This window comes from Ramlibacter ginsenosidimutans (genome assembly GCF_016654015.1).
Taxonomy (GTDB): domain Bacteria; phylum Pseudomonadota; class Gammaproteobacteria; order Burkholderiales; family Burkholderiaceae_C; genus Ramlibacter; species Ramlibacter ginsenosidimutans.
The window spans coordinates 609,673-626,019 of record NZ_JAEPWM010000001.1 but is presented as its reverse complement, the minus strand read 5'-3'; the positions used below and the strand labels follow the sequence as shown (position 1 = coordinate 626,019).

The window sequence follows — 16,347 nt, the reverse complement described above, 5'->3', positions numbered from 1 at the left end:
CTCTGCGTTCAACGTCTTCGATCAGCCGCAGGTCCTAGCCTCAGCCGCAGGTCCTAACCTCGCCCACCCACTTCACGGTGCCGCGTGAGCGTCGTCCAGTTTTCGCCGAAGGCCGCCGCCAGGCGCTCGACCAGGTAGACCGAGCGGTGCTGGCCGCCGGTGCAGCCGATCGCCACCGTGACGTAGCTGCGGTGGTTGCGCGCCAGTGCGGGCAGCCAGTGGTCGAGGAATGCGCTGATGTCCGCGAACATGTCCTCGACTTCCTCGTGCTGGCGCAGGTACTCGATCACCGGCAGGTCCATGCCCGTCAGGTCGCGCAGCTCGGGCTCGTAGTGCGGGTTGGGCAGCATGCGCACGTCGAACACGTAATCGGCGTCCACCGGGATGCCGCGCTTGTACGAGAAGGACTGGAACACCAGCGTCAGCTGCGCGAGCGGCGCGGCCAGCAGCGACTTCACGTACTCCTGCAACTGTGCCGCGCGCAGCACGCTGGTGTCGACCACGTGCGCTCGCTGGCGCAGCTCGGCCAGCATTTCCCGCTCCAGCTCGATGGCTTCGACCAGCGCGCGGTGTTCGTCGCCGTCGACGTCCGGGCGCGACAGCGGATGGCGGCGGCGCGTCTCCGAGAAGCGGCGCACGAGCGTGTCGGTCGTCGCGTCGAGGAACAGCGGCCGCACGGCGATGCCCCGCTGCACGAGCTCGTCCAGCTGCTCGGGCACCTGGGGCAAGGCGTTGGCGCTGCGCACGTCCATGGCGATGGCGACGCGCCGCCGCGCATGGCTCTCTTCCAGCTGCACGAACTGCAGCAGCAGCTCGGGCGGCAGGTTGTCCACGCAGAAGTAGCCGGCGTCTTCCAGCGCCCGCAGCGCCACCGACTTGCCCGAGCCCGCCATGCCGGTGATGAGGACGAGTTCGAGCGACATGGCGGCCTCAGCTCCCCGCCGCGGCGGCCCCGTCGCCCAGCATTTCCTTTGCATGCGCGAGGGTGGTGCCGGACAGGCGTTCGCCCCCGAGCATGCGCGCAACTTCGGCCACGCGCTTCTCGCCGGACACCGGCGCGACGCTGCTGGCCACGCCCGACTTCTCGGCCTTCTTCGCCACGACCAGGTGGTGGTCGGCGCAGGCAGCCACCTGCGGCAGGTGCGTGACGGCCAGCACCTGGCGGTCGCGCCCGAGCTGCTTCATCAGCCGGCCCACCGTCTCGGCCACCGCACCGCCGACGCCGGAGTCCACCTCGTCGAAGATCAGCGTCTGCGCTTCGCCGAGCCGGCTCGTGGTGACGGCGATCGCCAGCGCGATGCGCGAGAGTTCGCCGCCCGAGGCGACCTTGCCCACCGGCCGCGGCGTGCTGCCCGCGTGGCCGGCGACCAGGAAGGCGACTTCCTCCAGCCCGTGAGCCGCGGGCGACTGCGCCTGCTCCAGCGCCACTTCGAAGCGGCCGCCCTGCATGCCCAGGCCTTGCATCGCCAGGGTGACGGCCTTCGCGAGCTGCGGCGCCGCCTTGGTGCGGGCGGCGGAGACCGCGCGCGCCGCCTTCAGGAAAGCGTCGTGTTCCTTCTTCTCCGCGGCTTCCAGGGCCGCGAGGTCGGCCGCCGCATCGAGGCGGGCGAGCTCCTCTTTCCAGCCGGCGAGCAGCGCCGGCAGTTCCTGCGGCTGGCGCTTGTAGCGGCGCGCGAGCGACATCCAGCTGCCCATGCGCTCGTCGAGTTCGGCGAGGCGATCGGGATCGAGATCGGTCTTGCGCAGATAGGCCTGCAGCGAATGCGCGGCGTCTTCCAGCTGCGCGAGGCTGGACGCCAGCACATCGGCGATCTCGCGGAACTGCGGCTCGAGGTGCTCCTGGCCGCGCAAGGTGTCCAGCGCCTGGGCGAGCGGGCGCCGCGCGCCACCTTCGTCGCCATCGAGCAGTTGCTGCGCACCTTCGGCCGCATCGAGCAGGGCTTGCGCGTGCGACAGGCGCGTGTGCGCGGCGTTCAGCTCGTCCCACTCGTCCGCGCCCGGCGCGAGCTTGTCGACTTCGCCGATCTGCCAGGCCAGGCGTTCGCGTTCGCGCTGCAGCGAGTCCTGCGCGCTGCGCGCATCGGCCAGCAGCTTCTGCGCGGCGCGCCAGCCGTGCCACAGCTGCTGGAGCCGCTCGGTGCTCACGCCAGCGTAGCCGTCGAGCAAGGCGCGCACCGAAGCGGGACGCGTGAGGCTTTGCCACGCATGCTGGCCGTGGATGTCCACCAGCAGCTCGCCGGCTTCGCGCAGCTGGGCGGCGGTGGCGGCGCTTCCATTGATCCAGGCGCGGCTCTTGCCCTGGCTGTCGATCGTCCGGCGCAGCAGCAGGGAGTCGCCCGCGTCGAAGCCGGCTTCCTGCAACCAAGGCGCGAGCTGCGGCGGCTGGTCGAATTCGGCGCTGATCTCCGCGCGGGCGGCGCCTTCGCGCACCACGGACGCTTCGGCGCGCGCGCCCAGCGCCAGCTGCACGGCGTCGATCAGGATGGACTTGCCCGCGCCGGTCTCGCCGGTGAGCACGGAGAAGCCGTCGCCCAGATCGAGCTCCAGCTCGCGGACGATCACGAAGTCACGCAGGGCAATGCGTTTGAGGCTCATGGCTCAGGAACCGCCTTCGTTCCAGTGCAGTTTCATGCGCAGGGTGTCGAAGTAGGACCAGCCCCGGGGATGGAGGAATCGTACCTTGTGCTGCGAACGCCGGACGCTGATGCGGTCGCCGTGCAGCAACGAGGCGAGCGACTGCATGTCGAAATTCGCGCTGGCATCCCGCCCGGCCACCAGCTCGATGGTGACTTCGCCCTGGTTGGGCAGCACGATCGGCCGGTTGGACAGCGTGTGCGGCGCGATCGGCACCAGCACCCAGCTCTCGTTGGACGGGTGCAGCAGCGGCCCGCCCGCCGACAGCGCGTACGCGGTGGAACCCGTGGGCGAGGCGACGATCAAACCGTCAGCCCGCTGGCTGGCCACGAAATGGCCGTCGACCTCCACCCGCAGTTCCACCATGCCGGAGGTCGCGCCGCGGTTCACCACCACATCGTTCATGGCCAGCGCTTCGAGCACCACCTGCCCGTCGCGGACCACCCGCGCGTGCATCAGCGTGCGCTGGTCCTCCTCGTACTCCCCGGCCAACATGGGCGGCAGCACGGCGCGGTACTGGTCGAGGGGAATGTCGGTGATGAAACCCAGCCGCCCCTGGTTGATGCCGATCAGGGGCACGCCGTGGCGCGCGAGCTGCCGGCCGATGCCCAGCATCGTGCCGTCGCCGCCCACCACCAGGCCCAGGTCGCACTGCGTGCCGATCGCCGCGACGTCCGCCGTGGGCAGGCTGGTGAGGCCGATGACGGCGGCGGTATCGCGTTCAAGCACCACCTGGCAGCCCTGCGAAGCGAGGAACTGCGAGATTTCTTCCAGCGCGGTCCGCGTGGCGGCCGCCACGGCCGGTGCGACGGCAGCGTGGTACTTGCCGATCACGGCGACCTGCCGGAAGATGGATTTCATCGCCAAATTACATCACAGCGGTCTCGCCGGAAGGAGGCGATGCGAGCTTCCTCGCGACGACTGTGGCGAAACGCTTGACGCGGCCCGCGGGCGCGGGGAAGTCCTCCTTTGCCCCAGGCAGAATCTCCCGGCCGGCGAAGTGCCGCTGCAGCTCGCCGGCCGCGAACAGGCACCAGCGGAGTGCAAGGGCCGCGGCCTGCGCCGCCTGGCTCAGGTGCTGGATGGCCGCGGGGCTCGCGTCGAGCGGGTTCAGGCGCAGGCCGCCCTCGCGCACCTGCCGCTGGAACTGCGCATCGAAGAACCGCACGCTCGCGTCGGAAGCCATGCCCGGAATGTATCGCCTGTGGCTTGGGCCCGACGCACTGGAATTCCCCGTCCCGCTGGCTGCCATCCCGGGGCAAGATCACTAAAATCCCAGCGGAAAGTCCCATGAAGCTCGACGACCGCGCCAAGGTGTTGCTCAAAGCCCTGATCGAGCGCTATATCGCCGAGGGGCAGCCGGTCGGCTCGCGCACCCTGTCGCGGGCCTCCGGCCTGGAGCTTTCGCCGGCCACCATCCGCAACGTCATGTCCGACCTCGAGGAACTCGGGTTGGTCGCGAGCCCGCACACCTCGGCGGGCCGCATCCCCACGGCGCGCGGCTACCGGCTGTTCGTGGACACGATGCTCACGGCGCGGCGCGACGAGTTCGCCACGCCTTCGCTGCCGCCGGACCAGCCGCAGCGCGTGATCGCCAACGCGGCCCATATGCTCTCGAACCTCTCGCAGTTCGTGGGCGTGGTGGTCTCGCCCCGGCGCAGCTCCGTGTTCCGGCACATCGAGTTCCTGCGGCTGGCGGACCGCCGCTTCCTCATCATCATCGTGTCCCCCGAGGGCGACGTGCAGAACCGGGTGGTGCACACGGCTGCCGACTACAGCCAGGCGCAGCTGGCCGAGGCCGCCAACTACCTCAATGCCCACTACTCCGGCCTGACCATCGAGGAAGTCCGCGAGCGGCTGAAGGGCGAGGTGGAGCAGCTGCGCGGCGAGATCGTCACCCTCATGCAGACGGCGGTGGAGGCGAGCTCCGAGGCCATGAAGGAAGAAGACGAGGTCGTGATCTCCGGCGAGCGCAACCTGCTGGCCGTGAGCGACTTCTCCAGCGACATGACGCACCTGCGGCGCGCCTTCGAGCTGTTCGAGCAGAAGACGCAGCTGATGCGGCTGCTGGACGTCTCCAGCCAGGCCGAGGGCGTGCGCATCTTCATCGGCGGCGAAAGCCAGATCGTGCCCTTCGAGGAGCTGTCGGTGGTCAGCGCCCCTTACGAGGTGGACGGCCAGGTGGTGGGCACCCTGGGCGTGATCGGCCCCACGCGCATGGCCTACGACCGCATGATCCAGATCGTGGACATCACGTCCCGCCTGGTGAGCAACGCGCTCAGTCATAACAAATAAACCACGGTTTTCGCGCCGGCGTCCGCGATCGGACGCCTTGCGCGCGCGCCCATCGCCAACTTGCTTGACGGGCCGGGGGGCGCCACGGACACTGAATGTGTATCCCACACCAACAACACTCACATGCTTGCTAGAACGAAACTGATCACCGCCGCTGCCGCCTTCACCGTGGCGGCCCTGCTCGCGGGTTGCGGCGGCGGGGATGACTCCGGCCCGTCCACCGGTGGCTGGGTGGGCACCTCCACCAGCAACCGCGACCTGACGGCGGTGGTCCTCGCGGATGGCGGCTACTACCTGATGTATTCGGCGGTCGGCGACGCCAGCACCGTGGGTGGCGTGGTGCAAGGCACCGCGTCGATTTCGTCGCGCGACTTCACGTCGTCCGACGCCCTGGACTTCAACGTCGAAGGCGCGGGCATGAAGCCGGGCGCCGTGGCGGCGTCCCTGCATCCGTACGACAAGTTCGAAGGCGCGTTCACGCCCACCAGCACCGGCAACGCGCTGTCCTTCCAGACCCGCTTCGACTTCACCAAGAGCCTGGGCGGGGCGACACTGGCCCCGCTCGCCGGCGCGTACAACGGCAACGCCGGCTTTGCCCTTGGCGTGCGCCCGGCCGTCTTCACGGTCACGGCGACGGGGGCGGTCAGCAGCAGCATCAACGGCTGCGCGATCACGGGCACCGCGACGCCGCGCACCGACATCAACGGCTACGACCTCACCATCGCCTTCGGCCCGGCGCCCTGCGCGATCCCCAACCTGAGCTTCACCGGCATCGCCTACATCCGCCAGGACAACGGCCGGCTCTACGCGGCGGCCCGCAACGCGGCCACCAAGCAGAGCGTGATCTTCAGCGGCACGAAGACCTGACACGGAGCCGCCGAAGCGGCCCGCCTACAATGCCCCGAGGCGGGCCGTTAGCTCAGTTGGTCAGAGCAGGGGACTCATAATCCCTTGGTCGCTGGTTCAAGTCCAGCACGGCCTACCAGCAAGGACAAGGATCGGTAGCTACAAGAGCGGCCAAATCCAGGCCGCTATCAAGCGCAGTGGGAAGGTGGACTGAGCGCAGGCTGGTGGAAGCTGTCGGCCTCCCACCTCAAGTCAGCCGCGAACCTACCGGCACGAGCCGGGCGGGCAATTCCCGTACACCGAGCGTATCCAGAACGCTGACCTCGATCTCACGGCAAAGCGCATCGAGAGGTAGGTGGTTGTCCGCCAACCCGAAAGGCTCCTCTATTTCGTCGCCAAGCGCGTCCAGGCCGAAGAAGGTGTAAGCGACGATCGCGACCACGAACGGCGTCATGAAGCCCACTGTATCCACCAGGCCGAAGGGCAGCAGGAAGCAATAGAGCCAGGCAGTGCGGTGCAGCAGCAGCGTGTAGGCGAACGGGATGGGTGTCTGCTTGATGCGCTCGCAGCCGGCCGCGACAGCCGCCATGGCCGAGAGCGACTGATCGGTGTTGGCCGCCAGCGCGGGGTGCAGCTTGCCGTCCCGCACGAACCCCCGTAGATCCAGGGCCATGCGGCGCAGCAGAAATTCCGTCGGCCGCGACGAGGCCGCCAGGGCGGCGCCTTCGTCGGCCGGCAGCAAGCGTCCCATGTCAACGCTCCCATCCGTGCCGCGCAGTTGGTGTCTCAGCGCCAGAGCGAAGGCAACGGTGCGCAACATCAGGAGCCGGCGCGGGTCGTCGCGCTGGTCGGGACCGACGGGCTCTTCGAAAGCCAGCAGCGTCTGCACCTGGCGGGCGAAGCTGCGCGAGCGGTGGACCAGGTCGCCCCACAGCTTGCGCGCTTCCCAGTAGCGGTCATACGCGGCGCTGTTGCGGAAGCCGAGAAAGATCGCAAGCGCCAAGCCGATCAGCGAGAACGGCACAGTGGTCAGAGTGATCTTCCAGTGGTAGAGGAAGCCTTGGGTGAACGTGACCAGGAGCGAGAAGGCCGTACAGGTTGCCAACTCGCTCGCGATACGGGGCAGGACGGAGCCGCGCAGCGTGAAGAACAACTGCGCGCCATGCGGGCGGTCGCGGACGATCATGGGAGGTGAAGGGGGCCCGGCCAACGATACCTTGGCGGCCCTGTGCCGGGCGAAAAAAGTGGACTGCCTGAATTATCGTGTTCGAGGCGCTCGGGCCGATCCAGGACGCCCGTCACTCGTCCGACGATGACTACCGTAGTTGCAGGAACAGATGAAGTCGGGCTGCCGTTCCCGCCCGCGCACCGATCCAATACACGCGAGCGAGTCTGCTATTGGCTGGGTCTTGCCTCGGGTCGTGCCGAGGGTTGGTGGGAAGCTGCGTCCGGCAGTGTGGACGTGGTCTCGCCAGGTGTGCCCGCAGAGGAACGATGACCGAAGTGGAGTGATTCGGCCAGCGATTTCAATTCCTGCATCGCATCGTCAAACAGCGCGTGCGCGCGTGCGCGTTTCGCGCGCACCGACAACACTGCATGCGCCGAGGGAGCACCGCCACGGTCACCGGCGAACTGCAGCATTGCTTCGTGCAGTTCGCGCTCGGCCAGGTGGGCTTCCTTTTCGGCAGCCAGCCATCGACTGAATTTCGGGGTCTCGGGTTGCATGACGCACCTCGGATCGGGTGCGCATACAGATGACCTGCTTTTCAGCTCCTGGCTAGAGGCACTGGAGAAGCCAGGAGAGGGTCGGACTCCTTCAACATACGCCTTAAGCAGACATCACGCAAGCCCGACCAATCCCCTGCGTGCAAAGAAAAAGCCCCGCGCGGCGAACCACGCGGGGCCAGGACAGTCCTTAGGTCGGTCAGTTGTACTGGTAGACCGTGGACTTGATGCTTCCGTCCGTCATGCGGTAGTTGAACTTCAACGTCCGGCTAGGCGGGTTGGTCAAGGTGAACGCGGGCACCGTGGCGTTCAGTACCGTCGAGGTCGCGCCGGGGTCCACCGGCTGGCTCGGGCCATAGCTGCCGAAGGCATCGAAGACGGCGGCGACGTTGGTCACCTGCTGCGCGGACGGGTTCTGCACCCAGTCCAGCGGCAGCGAGGTCTGCGCACCCGCGAGGCTGCCGTTGGGATCCAGCGCCGCCAGGGACTTTGGGCCCAGGGTGTTCCACGGCAGGTTCACCAGCGACGTCGGCGCGACGAAGTCGGTCAGCAAGGTCTTGGTCATGGTGTATTTCGGCGACGTGCTCGTGCCGTAGAACAGTTCCAGCTTGTACTGCGCCCCCTTGACGAACTTGCTCACGTCGAAGCCGTCCGCGGGCTGCGCCCACAGCATGGCGTTCGGGTTGGTCGCCAGCGTGGTGGCATCCGTGCCGGTCAGGCCCTTGGTGCGGCCGATCCACACGAGCGGGCAGTTGGACGTCGAGCCGTTGCCGCACAAGGTGCCCGTGGTCAGGCTACCCGTCTTGTTGAACAGGTCCAGGGCCGGAAGGTCGGGGTTCGTGGAGACCGCGAACACCAGGCCCGTGCCGGCGGCGCCGTTGCCCGGCAGGCCAGGCCCCGAGATGCGGGCCATCGACATCGCGCCCTGCGTCGAGTCGATGCTGCCCGGCCCCTTGTTGTTCACGTTCAGCAGGAAGCCGGTCACGAAGTTGCTGAACTTGGTCGTGTTGGCCGGGTTCATCTGTTCGATGCGGCGCACGACCATTTGCACCGAAGCGTCCACCGGCTGCTGGTTGCCCACGAGCCACCACTCGGTCGAGCGGGTCGCCGACGACGTGCCCGGCAGCTTCGCAGCCATCGTGATCACGTTGCCGGGATTGCCTGCGGAGTCCACGTAGCGGATGTTCAGTACCGCGCGGTCATACGCAGCCGGCGACGGCGCGGTGGCCGTGGTCGACTTCGGATAGAACGCGACGATCTCCGGCACGCTGAAGGTCGCGCCGGTCATGCGGTCTGCGGTGAGCAGGTTGTAGAAGTGCTGCCCGGCGTAGTAGCCGTTGTGCAGGTAGTCGACGCCCGCGGCGTTGCTCGTATCGGCAGCGAGGTTTTCGCAAGCGGCCCCGACCTGGTCCACCTCCGGCCCGCCGTCGCTCTGCGCACGTGCGGTCGTGTGCAGCACACGCTGGGCGGTCGGTAACGCGAAGCAATCGGTGAAGGCGCGGGCAGCGATCTGCGTCCCTTGCGAGAGCGTCGAAACGGCAGGGTCGGGCGCGCTCACCGTGCCACCCGCGCTGGTCGCAGTTGCCAGCAGCACGGGAGTCGGGTTGTCGACGGTGGACAGCGCAAGCTGGCCGGTCGCGGGGTCGGAGACGACCTTCACGACGTCCAGCACCATGTCGGCGGTGTTGCCGGTGTTGCCAGCCGTGGCGGCCGTGATGCTGGTGCTGAAGGGATCGTAGTTCGCCGGCGCGCCGATGGCGGCGAGCACCTGCGAAAGCTGCTGCACCACGTTGGCCGTGATCGCGGCCAGCTGGCTGGCGTCGACGGTCCTGCCCTTCACGACGGACAACGCATCGCCGCCGCCGAGCTGCGCGACGATGGCCGTGGTCAGCGGCGTGGCATTCACGGTGAGCGTGGCGCCGGCCTTGGGCGTGCTCGTGGAGATGCTCACCAGCGGTGGGGTATTCCCGGTCGGATCGGTCACCACCACGAAGAACGGAGCGGTCTCGCCGGACTTCAGGGTGCAGGTATAGCTGCCCAGGGGCGTCGTCGTGATGGACGATTCCTGGCACGGTGAATTCCCGGCCGCATTGGTGATGGTCACGGGAGCGTTGCCGAGTGCCGAGCCCACGGCAGCCGTGCCCACCAGCTGCGCTGCCGCTGGTGCTGGCGTGGTGCCGGAGCCTCCTCCGCCGCCACAACCTGCGATCAACAGGACGCTGCCCGCCACGAGCGCGCCCCAGGATTTGCGAGAAAAATGCATTCATCCTCCGGTTAAAAACCTCTGCTAACCGCAACAGAGTGTTCAGCCGGGGAGGCTACTGAGGGCTGGATGGGAAGGCCATGCCCCAATTGAGGAATGCCGATTGGGAGATATGTGAGAAAGGACCGGTACGGCACCCGCACGCCCATCGCAATGGGCGGCTGCGCGTATGCCGCGCAGCCTGCGGCCTCAGTGCTGCTTCGGCAGGTTCAGCGCTTCCAGGATGGGAAGCCACCGGTCGGATTCCGCCTTGATGAACTGCGCGAGCTGCTCCGGCGTGCTGCCGCGGGGCTCCATGCCGATCGCCCGCGCCTTCTCCACGAACTGCGGGTCGACGAGCACTTCGTTGACGGCCTTGTTCAATCGATCGATCGCCGCGCGCGGCGTGCCCGCGGGGACCGAGAGCGAATACCACAGCTGCGCCTGCACGTCGTATCCCTGCTCCTTGAACGTCGGCGCATCCGGCACCTGGGGCAGGCGCTTGGTGTCCATCACGCCCAGCACGCGCATCTTGCCGCTGCGGATGTAGGGCAGCGGTCCGGTGATCGACGTGCCGTCGATGTCGATCGTGCCGCTCAGCACCGCGAGCAGCGCTGGGGAGTCACCGTTGAAGGGGATATGCGTCGTGCGGAAGCCTTCCTTCTGCTCGAAGCTCAAGGGCGCGAGGGCGGTCAGGATGGTCGCGCCGGGTGAGCCGCGGTTGATCTTGCCGGGATTCTTCTTCGCGTACTCCACCATCTCCTTGATGTTGTGATACGGCAGGTCGGGCCGGCCGACGATGATCGCGGGCTGGTACGCGATCTGGGTGACGGGGGCGAAGTCCTTCTGCGGGTCGTACGGCAGCTTGTCGTACAGCGCGATGTTGTTGGCCAGGATCCCGAGCGAGGACAGCAGCACGGTGCGTCCATCCGGTTTGGCGTGGGCGACGTACTCGGCGGCGACGATGCCGCTGGCACCGGGCTTGTTTTCCACGATCACCTGCATGCCGTGCCTGGGCAGCTCGCTCGCAAGCAGGCGCACGTACACGTCGGTGCCGCCACCCGCCGGGAACGGCACGATGATGCGCGTGATGTCCTGTTGGGCCTGGGCGCCGCCCACGACGGCCAGCAGGGCAGTGACGCCGAGGCAGGCCCCGGCCACGAATCGACGAATGTTCACCTTGTCTCCTTTGCCTCTCATGGGGCGTTGGCCGCGCGCAGGGGGCGCGCTTCTCGGGGGCAGTCTAGATCGCACCCGGTTCGCGGGATCTGCAGCATGTGAAAAGCAGCTTTGTGGTTCTTGCACTGGGGGACTAGCGTTTGCCCCGGGGCGCGGCTTCCATCGGCACGGCGGTCTTCACCACGCCCGCCGCTCGCAATGCGGCGATGTCCTCGCTCGTGAATTGCGCGTCCCGCAGGACCTCCTCCGTGTGAGTGCCCAGGGCCGGCGCCGCCAGCGTGGCGGTGCGCGGCGTATCCACCATCTGGTACGGGAGCCCGAAGCTGGCATAGCCCGGGCTGCCCTCGTTCGGCGCCGCCTCGACGAGCATGCTGCTCGCGCGGAAGTCCTCGCTCGCGGCTGCGTCCGCGTAGCTGCGCACCACGGCCACGACGATGCCGTTGCGCGTGAGCAGGTCCACGCACTCGCGCGTGCCGAGCCGCTCGATGTGCGCGCCGATGGCCGCCTTCATCCCGGGCCGGTTCGCGACCCGGCGCTCGTTGGTGGCGAACCGCGCATCGTCCGCGAGCTCGGGGCATCCCAGCGATTCGCACAGGCGCACCCAATGCGCCTGCACGTATGCGGACACGACCACCAGGCCATCACGGGTGCGGAACAGGTCCGCGGCCGGCGCGGCGAGCGGCTGGCCGTCGCCCGTGCGGGCCGGCTCGACACCACGAACGAGGTAGTCGTTCCAGTTCGCCAGTTGCAGGTTCAGCGCCACGTCCAGCAGGGACACGCGAATCGTCTCGCCCACGCCGGTGCGCACGCGCCGGAACAGTGCGGCAAGCACGGCCTGCGCGGCCACCTGCACAGTCGCCGCATCGACGATGGTGGCGCCGACCTTCTGCGGCAGGCCCTGAGGCTCGCCGGTGACCCACATCAGTCCGCTTTCCGCCTGGGCCGCGATGTCGTAGCCGGGACGGTGCTGCGAGGGCGAGCCGGCGGGGAAGCCTGCGATCGACACGTGGACGAGGCCGGGGTGTTGCTCGCGCAGCGCGTCGGCGCCCAAGCCCAGCGCGTCGAGGGCGCCAGGGCGCAGGTTCTGCACGAGCACATCGGCGCGAGCGACCAGCCGGCGCGCGACCTCGAGCCCGCGCGGCTGCCGCAGGTCCAGCGCGATGGATTTCTTGCCGCGGTTGTACGCCCGCAGCATGGCCAGGCCGAACGGCCCGGTGCTGCGGGCTGCATCGCCCTCCATCGATTCGATCTTCACGACCTCGGCGCCCAGGTCCGCGAGGGCCATGGCCGTGCCGGGTCCGGCGATGTAGTTGCCGAGTTCGACGACGCGGATGCCCTGCAGGGGAGGGGGTGAGATGTTGCGGGGGCTCATTGGAGGAATCTAGGATCGCTGCGGGACCTGCGCGCGGCACGACGTGCAAAGCTGGTTTGCAGCACACGGGCCGGCGCGCCGCCACACTGCAGCCATGCACATCCGGCGGATCGGCGAAACGAAGGACCAGCTGGGCGAAAGCCCATGCTGGGACGAGCAGGCCCAGGCGCTTTGCTGGATCGACTCCCTTGCCGGCACGCTCTGGCGCCTGTGGCCCGACAGCGGCGTGCTCGAGCGGCACCAGCTGCCGGCGCCGGTGGGCTCGATCGCGCTTTGCGCGAGCGGCGCGGTGATCGTCGCACTGAAGGACTCGTTCGCCCGCTACGACTTCGCCACCCGCCAGCTGGAGGCCTGGGCCACCATCGCGATGGACGCGGACCTGCGCTTCAACGATGGCAAGTGCGACCCGGCCGGCAATTTCCTCGCGGGCACGATGCAGACGGGCTGGCAGCCGGGCGTGCCGGTCCGCGGTGGCCTGTACCGCCTGCGGCCCGATCGGCACGTCGAGCGCATCGCCGATGACATCGCTTTTGCGAACGGCCCCTGCTTCAGTCCGGACGGCCGCACGCTGTATGTCGCCGACAGCCTGGACCGCACGCTGTGGGCCTATGACTATGTTCCCGACGGGCCGCTGTCCAACAAGCGCGTGTTCGCGCGCACGGCGAGCTTCGATTCGGGGCCCGATGGCGCCGCGGTTGACGCGGAGGGCTTCATCTGGTCGGTGCTGGTCCGCATCGGCCGCGTCGCGCGCTTCGCCCCGGACGGCACGCTGGAGCGCATGCTGGACTTGCCTGCGAGCTACCCGACCAGCCTCTGCTTCGGCGGACCGGGGCGCACGACCGCTTATGTGACTTCGATTTGGCACAGCCACCGGCTCACCGGCACACGGCCCGGGGACGGCGGCGTCTTCGCCGTTGACGGCCTGCCAGCGCCCGGCGTCCCCATCCACCGCTTCAAGGACCGGTGAGTCCGCGCTTCAGGTGCCGGGCTCGCGCAGCGCCTCGGTGGTGAAGTCGACGAAGGCACGCACCTTCAGGGGCAGCGTGCGGCTCTGCCGGAACACGGCGAAGATGCCGTTGGAGAACTGGCGCACCGCAAACCGGTACTCCGGCAGCAGCCGCACGAGCGTGCCGGACTGCAGGTCCGCGCGCACGGCGGGCTCCGACAGCAAGGCGATGCCCATGCCGCCGATCGCCGCCAGGCGCAGCACCTCGCCGTTGTTGGCGCTCAGCACGCCCTCGATCGCCAGTTCCCGCTGATCGCCGTCCTCGGCGATGTACTTCCAGGTGGTGGCCTCGTGCTCGCGCCGATACGTCAGGCAAGGCATCTGCGGCAGGTCCTTCGGGTGCTTCAGGCGCGTATGCGTCTTCGCGAAGCCCGGGCTCGCCACCAGCACCTCGTCGCTGGACAGCAGGCGCTTGATGATGAAGCCGGAGTCGTTCGACTCGCCCGTGCGGATGTCGACGTCGAAGTCCTGCTCCACCAGGTTCACCGGGTGTTCGGAAAGCTCCATCTCCACGCGGATGTCGGGGTAGCGTTCCCAGAACTTCGGCAGCAGCGGAGCGATGACGCGCTGGCCGATCTGTGTGCGCGAATGGATGCGCAGCCGCCCTTCGGGCCGCTCGCGCGAACTGCGGGCTGCCTCTTCCGCCTCCGCCATCGCCTCCAGCACCGCCTCGGCACGGCCGAGGAAGGCCTGGCCCGCCTCGGTCATCTTCAGGTTGCGGCTGGTGCGGTCCACGAGTTGCACGCCCAGTTCCTCCTCCAGCGCGCTGATGCGGCGGGAGATCGTCGCAGGCGAGAGGCTGAGGCTGCGCCCGGCGGCCGACAGGCTGCCCTTGCGCTGCGTGATCACGAAGATCCGGAGGGAATCGAGGGCCTTCATTTCGGAACGCGCAAAGAAGCTGTGCGCGCCCTGGCGATCCGCGCAGGCCAGTCGTTCCTAGTATTGACCCACGTCAAAACCAGCCAACCAGGAGCCAGGGCCATGGATTTCGGAATCTTCATTCTGATGCAGCAGCGGAACAAGCATAAGACCTCGTACCAGATCCTGAAGGACGCGGTGGAGCAGACGCGGCTGGCCGACGAACTGGGCTTCGGTGCTGCCTGGTACGCGGAGCACCATTTCAGCAACTACGGCCTGTGCTCGTCGCCCCTGACGATGATCGCGCACTGCGCCGCCGTCACCCGCAGGATCCGGCTGGGCACCGGCATTGTCGTCGCTCCGCTCTACACCCCCGCGCGGCTGATCGCCGACGTGGCGATGGTGGACCAACTGTCCGACGGCCGGCTGAACGTCGGCATCGGCTCCGGCTACCAGCAGTTCGAGTTCGAGCGCTTCGGGGTCTCCCTGGGCGAGGCGAAGCAGCGCACGCTGGAGATGCTGGACATGCTGGAGCTGGGGCTGAAGCAGCCGAAGTTCAGCTACGAGGGCGAGTTCTACCGCCAGCCGACCAGCGCGATCAGCCAGCGTGCCGTGCAGAAGCCGATGCCGCCGCTCTGGATCACCAGCGTGGACCCCACCTTCGTCACGCGCGCCGTGCGTTCGGGCCACCACGTGTTCGTCTCCGGCGGCGACGGCGGGCTGGAGAAGCTGCAGCAGACCCGCGCGCTGATCGACAAGGTCGCCCTGCAGGAAGGCAAGGACCCGGCCAAGGTGCAGGTGGGCCTGCTGCGCGCCGCCTACGCCAGCGACAACAAGGCGGAAGTGGACCGCTACCTCGATTGCTCGCGCTACCAGCGCCGCATCGCGATGAGCCTCAAGCGCCGCACCGCGCAGATCGCGGACGACTACCAGGTGGAGGAAGCCATCGTCGAAGGCGAACCCACGCTCGAGGAGTCGCGCGCGCTGCTGCCGGTGGGCTCGGTGGACACGGTGATCGAGCGCGTGGTCCGGGAGATCCGCACGCTCAAGCCCGTGCACTACTGCTTCCAGACGCAGATGGGCGACTTCGACCAGGCGACCATGCTGCGCCAGCTGGAGCTGTGGGGCAAGGTGATCATTCCGACGGTGCAGCAGGAGATCGCCAACGATCCCCCGCACGTGGCCGACGCGCCGCGCGAACTCGCCCCCGCCTGAAACACAGGCCACGAGACGCCGTCATGAGCGCCGCCGCCGAACTGGCCCGCCCGGCCATCGAACCCACGCAACTGCGCCAGCTGCTCGGCTGCTTCCCGACCGGCGTGGCCGTGATCACGACACGCGACGCCGAGGGGCGGCCGGCGGGGCTCACGTGCAACTCGTTCAGCTCGGTGTCGCTTCAGCCGCCGCTGGTGCTCTTCAGCCTGCGCAACGCGAGCCGGCTGCTCGGTGCCTTCACGGCCGCGGAAAGCTTCGCGATCAACATCCTGTCGGAACGGCAGGACACGCTGTCCTCGCGCTTTGCCTCCAGCAGGATCGAGGACAAGTTCGAAGGGGTCGCGTGGCACGCAGGTGCGATGGGGCTGCCGGTGATCGACGATTGCCTGGCGAGCTTCGAGTGCAGCGTGTACGCCTGCCACGCGGCCGGCGACCACACGGTGTTCATCGGCGAAGTCCGCCACATGGGCGGCGGCTGCGGCGACCAGGCGCTGGTGTTCTACAAGGGCGCGTACATGATGCTCGCCGAGTCGCTGCGCAAGCTGGTGGTGCAGGGCAAGCTGGGAGACGCGGACATCGACGAAGCCTACCGCACCCTGTACGGCACGCTGCTGCGCCTGGGGGCGCAGCGGGCGAGCGACGCCGAGTTGCAGGCCGTGGACGCGGCGGTGGCGGCGATCGAGCAGCATCCGGACGACGCGCCGCTGGCCGATCGCATCGCATCGGCGAGCGGCTTCTTCGCGGCCATCGCCGCGGCCGGCCACAACGAAGCGCTGAACCTCATGGCGCAGACCATGTCCACGGTGCTGCGCGAGCGCATGACCCACGTGCTGCCGGTGCGGCCGCGCCCCGACCTGTTCCCGCTGCGGCGCGAAATTGCCCACGCCCTGCGCCGCCGCGATGGCGATGCGGCGGCCCGTGCGCTCGACGCGCTGATCACGCAGCTGCGCCGCGCCTGACATCCAAGAGATCCGA

The 16,347-nt window shown here is 68.4% G+C and carries 15 protein-coding genes and 1 tRNA gene; 6 read left to right on the top strand and 10 right to left on the bottom strand.

Annotated elements, in window-relative coordinates; genetic code table 11:
* Positions 1–53: 53 nt before the first annotated feature.
* The 4 genes from rapZ to JJB11_RS03040 are packed head-to-tail and all read right to left on the bottom strand — an operon-like array spanning position 54 to position 3,820.
* The gene (gene rapZ, locus JJB11_RS03055) at positions 54–923 is read right to left on the bottom strand and encodes an RNase adapter RapZ (RefSeq protein ID WP_201166424.1); all 870 of its coding nucleotides are present in this window, start codon (positions 921–923) and stop codon (positions 54–56) included.
* A gap of 7 nt (positions 924–930) precedes the next feature.
* On the bottom strand, positions 931–2,595 hold the full coding sequence (recN, locus tag JJB11_RS03050) for a DNA repair protein RecN (protein ID WP_201166423.1): 1,665 nt from the start codon (positions 2,593–2,595) through the stop codon (positions 931–933).
* Between the two features lie 3 nt (positions 2,596–2,598).
* A complete protein-coding gene (locus JJB11_RS03045) occupies positions 2,599–3,495 on the bottom strand; it encodes an NAD kinase (RefSeq protein ID WP_201166422.1) in 897 nt (298 codons plus the stop codon).
* A 7-nt stretch (positions 3,496–3,502) separates the two neighbouring features.
* The gene (locus JJB11_RS03040) at positions 3,503–3,820 is read right to left on the bottom strand and encodes a hypothetical protein (RefSeq protein WP_201166421.1); all 318 of its coding nucleotides are present in this window, start codon (positions 3,818–3,820) and stop codon (positions 3,503–3,505) included.
* A gap of 104 nt (positions 3,821–3,924) precedes the next feature.
* On the opposite strand from JJB11_RS03040, the gene hrcA reads away from it, so the two are divergent.
* From hrcA to JJB11_RS03025, 3 genes are all read left to right on the top strand, one after another.
* Entirely contained in the window at positions 3,925–4,929 is a 1,005-nt protein-coding gene (gene hrcA, locus JJB11_RS03035) for a heat-inducible transcriptional repressor HrcA (protein WP_201166420.1), read from the top strand.
* A 123-nt stretch (positions 4,930–5,052) separates the two neighbouring features.
* On the top strand, positions 5,053–5,796 hold the full coding sequence (locus tag JJB11_RS03030) for a hypothetical protein (protein ID WP_201166419.1): 744 nt from the start codon (positions 5,053–5,055) through the stop codon (positions 5,794–5,796).
* 41 nt (positions 5,797–5,837) lie between these two features.
* Positions 5,838–5,914 (top strand) — tRNA-Ile (locus JJB11_RS03025).
* Positions 5,915–6,022: 108 nt separating this feature from the next.
* On the opposite strand, the gene JJB11_RS03020 is transcribed toward JJB11_RS03025, so the two are convergent.
* The 5 genes from JJB11_RS03020 to JJB11_RS03000 form a co-directional block, all read right to left on the bottom strand.
* Positions 6,023–6,961, bottom strand: a complete 939-nt coding sequence (locus JJB11_RS03020) for a bestrophin family protein (RefSeq protein ID WP_201166418.1) — start codon at positions 6,959–6,961, stop codon at positions 6,023–6,025.
* A gap of 209 nt (positions 6,962–7,170) precedes the next feature.
* Positions 7,171–7,500 carry a hypothetical protein gene (locus JJB11_RS03015; RefSeq protein WP_201166417.1) on the bottom strand — a complete coding sequence of 110 codons (330 nt, stop codon included), beginning with the start codon at positions 7,498–7,500 and terminating at the stop codon, positions 7,171–7,173.
* Between the two features lie 199 nt (positions 7,501–7,699).
* Positions 7,700–9,763, bottom strand: a complete 2,064-nt coding sequence (locus JJB11_RS03010; protein ID WP_201166416.1) for a hypothetical protein — start codon at positions 9,761–9,763, stop codon at positions 7,700–7,702.
* Positions 9,764–9,952: 189 nt separating this feature from the next.
* On the bottom strand, positions 9,953–10,921 hold the full coding sequence (locus JJB11_RS03005; protein ID WP_201964566.1) for a tripartite tricarboxylate transporter substrate-binding protein: 969 nt from the start codon (positions 10,919–10,921) through the stop codon (positions 9,953–9,955).
* Positions 10,922–11,054: 133 nt separating this feature from the next.
* The gene (locus JJB11_RS03000; protein WP_201166414.1) at positions 11,055–12,293 is read right to left on the bottom strand and encodes a CaiB/BaiF CoA transferase family protein; all 1,239 of its coding nucleotides are present in this window, start codon (positions 12,291–12,293) and stop codon (positions 11,055–11,057) included.
* A 94-nt stretch (positions 12,294–12,387) separates the two neighbouring features.
* Between JJB11_RS03000 and JJB11_RS02995 the strand changes: the two genes are divergently transcribed.
* On the top strand, positions 12,388–13,260 hold the full coding sequence (locus JJB11_RS02995) for an SMP-30/gluconolactonase/LRE family protein (protein ID WP_201166413.1): 873 nt from the start codon (positions 12,388–12,390) through the stop codon (positions 13,258–13,260).
* 9 nt (positions 13,261–13,269) lie between these two features.
* Here the strand turns inward: JJB11_RS02995 and JJB11_RS02990 are convergent, their stop codons facing one another.
* Positions 13,270–14,178, bottom strand: a complete 909-nt coding sequence (locus JJB11_RS02990; protein WP_201166412.1) for a LysR family transcriptional regulator — start codon at positions 14,176–14,178, stop codon at positions 13,270–13,272.
* Between the two features lie 102 nt (positions 14,179–14,280).
* Between JJB11_RS02990 and JJB11_RS02985 the strand changes: the two genes are divergently transcribed.
* Entirely contained in the window at positions 14,281–15,372 is a 1,092-nt protein-coding gene (locus tag JJB11_RS02985) for an LLM class flavin-dependent oxidoreductase (RefSeq protein WP_201166411.1), read from the top strand.
* A gap of 23 nt (positions 15,373–15,395) precedes the next feature.
* Positions 15,396–16,331, top strand: coding sequence for a flavin reductase (locus JJB11_RS02980; protein ID WP_201166410.1), 936 nt, complete (start codon positions 15,396–15,398; stop codon positions 16,329–16,331).
* Positions 16,332–16,347 lie beyond the last annotated feature (16 nt).

Coding starts and splice junctions, on each gene's coding strand:
- rapZ (WP_201166424.1), bottom strand. CDS start 923: ATGTCGCTCGAACTCGTCCTCATCACCGGCATGGCGGGCTCGGGCAAG.
- recN (WP_201166423.1), bottom strand. CDS start 2,595: ATGAGCCTCAAACGCATTGCCCTGCGTGACTTCGTGATCGTCCGCGAG.
- JJB11_RS03045 (WP_201166422.1), bottom strand. CDS start 3,495: ATGAAATCCATCTTCCGGCAGGTCGCCGTGATCGGCAAGTACCACGCT.
- JJB11_RS03040 (WP_201166421.1), bottom strand. CDS start 3,820: ATGGCTTCCGACGCGAGCGTGCGGTTCTTCGATGCGCAGTTCCAGCGG.
- hrcA (WP_201166420.1), top strand. CDS start 3,925: ATGAAGCTCGACGACCGCGCCAAGGTGTTGCTCAAAGCCCTGATCGAG.
- JJB11_RS03030 (WP_201166419.1), top strand. CDS start 5,053: ATGCTTGCTAGAACGAAACTGATCACCGCCGCTGCCGCCTTCACCGTG.
- JJB11_RS03020 (WP_201166418.1), bottom strand. CDS start 6,961: ATGATCGTCCGCGACCGCCCGCATGGCGCGCAGTTGTTCTTCACGCTG.
- JJB11_RS03015 (WP_201166417.1), bottom strand. CDS start 7,500: ATGCAACCCGAGACCCCGAAATTCAGTCGATGGCTGGCTGCCGAAAAG.
- JJB11_RS03010 (WP_201166416.1), bottom strand. CDS start 9,763: ATGCATTTTTCTCGCAAATCCTGGGGCGCGCTCGTGGCGGGCAGCGTC.
- JJB11_RS03000 (WP_201166414.1), bottom strand. CDS start 12,293: ATGAGCCCCCGCAACATCTCACCCCCTCCCCTGCAGGGCATCCGCGTC.
- JJB11_RS02995 (WP_201166413.1), top strand. CDS start 12,388: ATGCACATCCGGCGGATCGGCGAAACGAAGGACCAGCTGGGCGAAAGC.
- JJB11_RS02990 (WP_201166412.1), bottom strand. CDS start 14,178: ATGAAGGCCCTCGATTCCCTCCGGATCTTCGTGATCACGCAGCGCAAG.
- JJB11_RS02985 (WP_201166411.1), top strand. CDS start 14,281: ATGGATTTCGGAATCTTCATTCTGATGCAGCAGCGGAACAAGCATAAG.
- JJB11_RS02980 (WP_201166410.1), top strand. CDS start 15,396: ATGAGCGCCGCCGCCGAACTGGCCCGCCCGGCCATCGAACCCACGCAA.